Annotated in this window: 5 protein-coding genes and 1 pseudogene; all 6 read left to right on the top strand. The window is 45.8% G+C overall.

Annotated elements, in window-relative coordinates:
* Nucleotides 1-505 (top strand): cell division protein SepF (locus WMO75_RS18850; protein WP_349078745.1); only part of this gene is annotated, 505 nt, incomplete at its 5' end.
* Between the two features lie 6 nt (nucleotides 506-511).
* A complete protein-coding gene (locus tag WMO75_RS18845; protein WP_022215019.1) occupies nucleotides 512-1264 on the top strand; it encodes a YlmH family RNA-binding protein in 753 nt (250 codons plus the stop codon).
* 18 nt (nucleotides 1265-1282) lie between these two features.
* Nucleotides 1283-2374, top strand: coding sequence for a 3-dehydroquinate synthase (gene aroB / locus WMO75_RS18840; protein WP_291580835.1), 1092 nt, complete (start codon nucleotides 1283-1285; stop codon nucleotides 2372-2374).
* Entirely contained in the window at nucleotides 2371-2898 is a 528-nt protein-coding gene (gene lspA / locus WMO75_RS18835; protein ID WP_349078742.1) for a signal peptidase II, read from the top strand. The genes aroB and lspA overlap by 4 nt, the downstream gene beginning before the upstream one ends.
* 3 nt (nucleotides 2899-2901) lie before the next feature.
* The gene (locus WMO75_RS18830; RefSeq protein WP_349078740.1) at nucleotides 2902-3816 is read left to right on the top strand and encodes an RluA family pseudouridine synthase; all 915 of its coding nucleotides are present in this window, start codon (nucleotides 2902-2904) and stop codon (nucleotides 3814-3816) included.
* Between the two features lie 135 nt (nucleotides 3817-3951).
* Nucleotides 3952-4464 (top strand): annotated as a pseudogene (locus tag WMO75_RS18825) (cytidylate kinase-like family protein); the annotation flags it as partial.
* Between the last annotated feature and the right edge of the window lie 76 nt (nucleotides 4465-4540).

Genomic DNA, 4540 nt, shown 5'->3' with positions numbered 1-4540 from the left:
GAAATTCTTCCAGAAATTCGGCAAAAAGAAAGAAGAGAATGATTTTTTTGACGAGGACGAAGAAGATGAGGAAGAAGAGCCAGTAAAGGCAGAGGTGAAGCAGCCTGCACCGAAGCAGACCTTTAAAACCACTTCTGCACCAAAGCAGGACAAGCCAGTACGTACTTCTTCCAAGATCACACCAATGAGAAGCAGCAGAAGATCCAGTCTTCCTGTAAATATGGAAGTCTGTGTCATCAAACCGTCTTCTATGGAGGATACACGTGAGATCGCAGATACTCTCGTTGAGAAATCTACAGTTGTTCTGAATCTGGAAGGTATTGATGTAGAACTTGCACAGAGGATCATTGATTTTACATCAGGTGCATGTTATTCCCTCGGTGGAAGCCTTCAGAAAGTATCCAGCTATATCTTTATCCTTGGACCAGAAGGTGTAGATATCACAGGTGACCTTCAGAATATTCTTGGAAGCACTTCTACTCCTTCTGTAAGAGCAGGTTATTAATGCACAATGGAAAAAGAAGAATTTTTCATTAAGAGAATCCGGGAACTGGCAAATCTTTCTTATCGGAGAGACATTGTCACATTTTCGGATTTCCTTAATTTAAACGAACAAAATATCGTAAACAACCGAAAGAATCAGATTCCTGGTGTAGTGACGGAATGCTTCGGCGGTTATGAGCAAGCAGAGCGTCAGATGATAGCGTTTCATCCTGATGCTCTTGCTTTTACCTGGGAATATCCGATCACCTGTCTTAAGGTTGAACCGAAGGCCAGGAAATTTTCAGAGGACCTGGGTCACAGGGATTATCTGGGGGCAGTCTTAAACCTTGGGATCGAGCGTTCCGTGATCGGGGATATTCTGATCCAGGAACATACGGCCTGGATCTTCTGCCACAACAAGATCGCAGATTTTCTTGTGGATAATCTTGATCGGATCCGTCATACTGCGGTGAAGGTTTCTGTTGTGGATAACCCGGAGCATTATCCGGAACCACAGTTTGCACTTGTCACAGGAACCTGTTCTTCGGTACGTCTGGATGCGCTGATCGCACTTGCTTTTCAGGCTTCCAGAAGCAGCATGGTTTCTTTTATCGAGAACGGGCAGGTTTTTGTAAATGGCAAACTCATCACTTCCAATGGCTATGAGCCGAAGGAAGGGGATATCATATCAGTCCGCGGAAAGGGACGTTTCATCTTTGACGGAGTTTCCCGGCAGACAAAAAAGGGACGGAACAGTGTGAAGCTGCGCCGTTATCAGTAAATCACAGAGGAGGCAGACATGGCAGAAGAAATTTTACAGGTAAAAAGAAATGGAGATTTTTATTATCCGATCTATTTTGAAGAGGGATTTGACAGACTTGCAGACGCGATCTGTACAGAGGGACTGGAAGGACGTAATCTCTGTATTGTGACAGACACCCATGTGGAACCTCTTTATGCAGAGAAAGTAAAGCGTGTTCTTACGCAGGTTGCATCCAGAGTCTCTGTCTTTGTCTTTGAGGCAGGTGAGAGAAACAAGAACCTGAATACGGTGCAGCAGTTATACAAGGCACTGATCGAGAATCAGCTTGACCGCAAGAGTCTTGTGGTTGCGCTTGGCGGCGGTGTGGTAGGCGATCTCTCCGGATTTGGAGCAGCGACGTATCTCCGAGGCATTGACTTTATCCAGATCCCGACAACACTTCTCTCTCAGGTGGACAGCAGTGTAGGCGGCAAGACAGGTGTGGACCTTGACCAGTACAAAAACATGGTCGGAGCTTTTCATCAGCCGCGCCTTGTCTATATGAACATGAATACACTGAAATCCCTCCCACCGGTAGAGTTTGCCTGCGGAATGGGTGAAGTACTTAAGACAGGTCTGATCTGTGATGCGGATTTTTATGAATATGTGCTTGCAAACCATGAGGCGATCCGTGCCCTCGATACTGCTGCCCTGGCAAAAATGATCCGCCGCTGCTGTGAGATCAAGGCCGGTGTTGTAGAGCGTGATCCGAAGGAACAGGGAGAACGTGCACTTCTGAATCTTGGTCATACTGTAGGACATGCAGTGGAGAAGCTCAAGGATTTCCAGCTGCTGCACGGACAGTGCGTTGCGATCGGACTTGTGGCTGCTGCTTATATTTCCTGGAAGAGAGAGCTCCTCACAGAAGAAGAATATAACAGGATCAGAGAAGGCTGTCTTCTTTATGATCTTCCTGTCAGTGCAGAAGGTCTTGACGAGGCAGCAGTCCTTGCGGTCACCAAAAAGGACAAGAAGATGGAACAGGGACAGATCAAATTTGTGCTGATGAAGGGAATAGGAAACAGTTTTATTGACCGTTCTGTAAGTGATGAGGAATTGCTGGAGGGAATCAGGGAGATCCTTAAATGAAAAAACAGGATACGTTTGACACAGGAAGGACTACAATTCTATGTAGCGGACTGATCCTTGTACTGATCTTGCTGGATCAGGTTGCGAAGCATGAAGCTCTTTTGCACCTGAAGGATCACAGTAGTATCTCACTGATACCAGGTGTACTGGAACTTGCTTATGTAGAGAACCGCGGCATGGCATTTGGCATGCTGGAAGGCAGACAGTTCTTATTTGGCGGCATGTGTGTGATATTCTGCATTGCACTGATCGGGGTCTTTGTCAGGATACCGAAGAACAGATATTATCTGCCACTGCTGCTCACAGGAGCAGTATTGTTTGGCGGGGCAGCAGGGAACTTTATTGACCGGCTGTTCCGAGGATATGTGGTGGATTTTATCTATTTTTCCCTGATCGATTTTCCTGTGTTTAATATTGCGGATATCTATGTGGTATGCGGCGGGATCGTGCTGGTGCTTCTGGTAGTCTTTAAATACAAGGATGAAGACTTTGAATTCCTGAGTTCAAAGATAAAGGATAAATAATCTATGGAAACAATAAATTTTAAAGTGGATGTGGAAAAAGCCGGCATCCGTATTGACCGCTATCTTGCGGATGTATGCCTGGACTTTTCCAGATCTTATCTGCAGAAACTTCTCAAAGACCAGATGGTTTCTGTAAATGGCAAAGTAGTAAAGGCAAATTATAAGACGCAGGCGGGTGACGAGGTGGCACTTCAGGTGCCGGATATGCAGCCGCTCGATATCAAACCGGAAGAGATCCCTCTTGATATCCTGTATGAGGATGAATGGCTGATGGTGGTAAATAAGCCAAAGGATATGGTCGTGCATCCAAGTGCCGGACATATGGAGGGAACTCTGGTCAATGCAGTCATGGCGCACTGCGGTGAGCATCTCTCCGGGATCAATGGCGTTCTGCGCCCCGGAATCGTGCACAGGATCGACAAGGACACAACAGGGGCACTTCTTATCTGCAAGGAGGACGGAGCCCACAGAGACCTTGCAGAGCAGCTCAAGGAGCACAGTATCAAACGAAGATATCGTGCAGTTGTGCAGGGAAACATCAAAGAAGATGAGGGAACTGTCGATGCGCCGGTAGGAAGACATCCGATCGACCGCAAAAAGATGGCGATCAATCATAGGAACGGCAAGGAAGCCGTGACACATTATAAGGTCCTGGAACGTTTCGGCAATGCGACGTATATCGAGTGCCGCCTGGAAACAGGACGTACGCACCAGATCCGTGTGCATATGGCAAGTCTTGGTCATCCGCTTCTCGGCGATACGGTGTATGGATCATCCAAAAATCCATATCATCTCCAGGGACAGGCACTTCATGCAATGATCCTGGGATTCCGTCATCCGGTGACGGGGGAATATCTGGAATTTACGGCACCGCTTCCAGAGTATTTCGAGAAACTTCTCGATAAATTGCGTAAGTAAAGAATCAAGAGACTTTTCCGGCAAATTGTTGTTCTAATTTCAGGAAAATTGTAAAATAATTATAAATTGTTGGCATTTTCAGGAAAAATAATGTATAATACTTCTATAGTTTTTGCAGAAGGGAGTGCACAGCTTATGAATAGTACAAGTTCAATCATCACAATCGGACGTGAATATGGAAGTGGAGGAAGACAGATCGGTCAGGAGATCGCCAAATATTTCGGGATCAAATGTTACGATAAGGAACTTCTGGAGCATGCCGCAAATGACAGTGGTATCTGCAAGGAACTGTTTGAGAATCATGATGAGAAACCGACCAACAGTTTTCTGTATTCTCTGGTCATGGATACCTATTCTTTTGGATATTCTTCCGCAGGATTTTCGGATATGCCGATGAACCACAAGATCTTCCTTGCACAGTTTGATGCGATCAAGAAACTGGCAGATGAGGGTCCGTGTGTTATGGTAGGCCGCTGTGCAGATTATGCGCTGGCAGACTGGAAGGACTGCTTTAGTGTATTTGTACATGCAGATCTTGACTGGCGGATCAACCGTCTTGCAGCCAAACACAACAAATCTCCAAAAGAAGCCAAGGACATGATCACCAAGACCGATAAGAGCAGGGCAAGCTACTATAACTACTACACGCTTGAATGAAAAAGTAAATTCTACATTCTAACATACCTTGATTTTATGCGGGATTAAATTCTATTTTCGGAGATAC

The sequence above is a fragment of the Blautia intestinihominis genome (assembly GCF_040096655.1).
Classification (GTDB): domain Bacteria; phylum Bacillota; class Clostridia; order Lachnospirales; family Lachnospiraceae; genus Blautia_A; species Blautia_A intestinihominis.
This window is presented reverse-complemented; position numbering and strand designations above follow the sequence as displayed.

Bases quoted from the DNA above. Each gene is read 5' to 3' on its own strand.
- WMO75_RS18845 (WP_022215019.1), top strand. From the start codon at position 512: ATGGAAAAAGAAGAATTTTTCATTAAGAGAATCCGGGAACTGGCAAAT.
- aroB (WP_291580835.1), top strand. From the start codon at position 1,283: ATGGCAGAAGAAATTTTACAGGTAAAAAGAAATGGAGATTTTTATTAT.
- lspA (WP_349078742.1), top strand. From the start codon at position 2,371: ATGAAAAAACAGGATACGTTTGACACAGGAAGGACTACAATTCTATGT.
- WMO75_RS18830 (WP_349078740.1), top strand. From the start codon at position 2,902: ATGGAAACAATAAATTTTAAAGTGGATGTGGAAAAAGCCGGCATCCGT.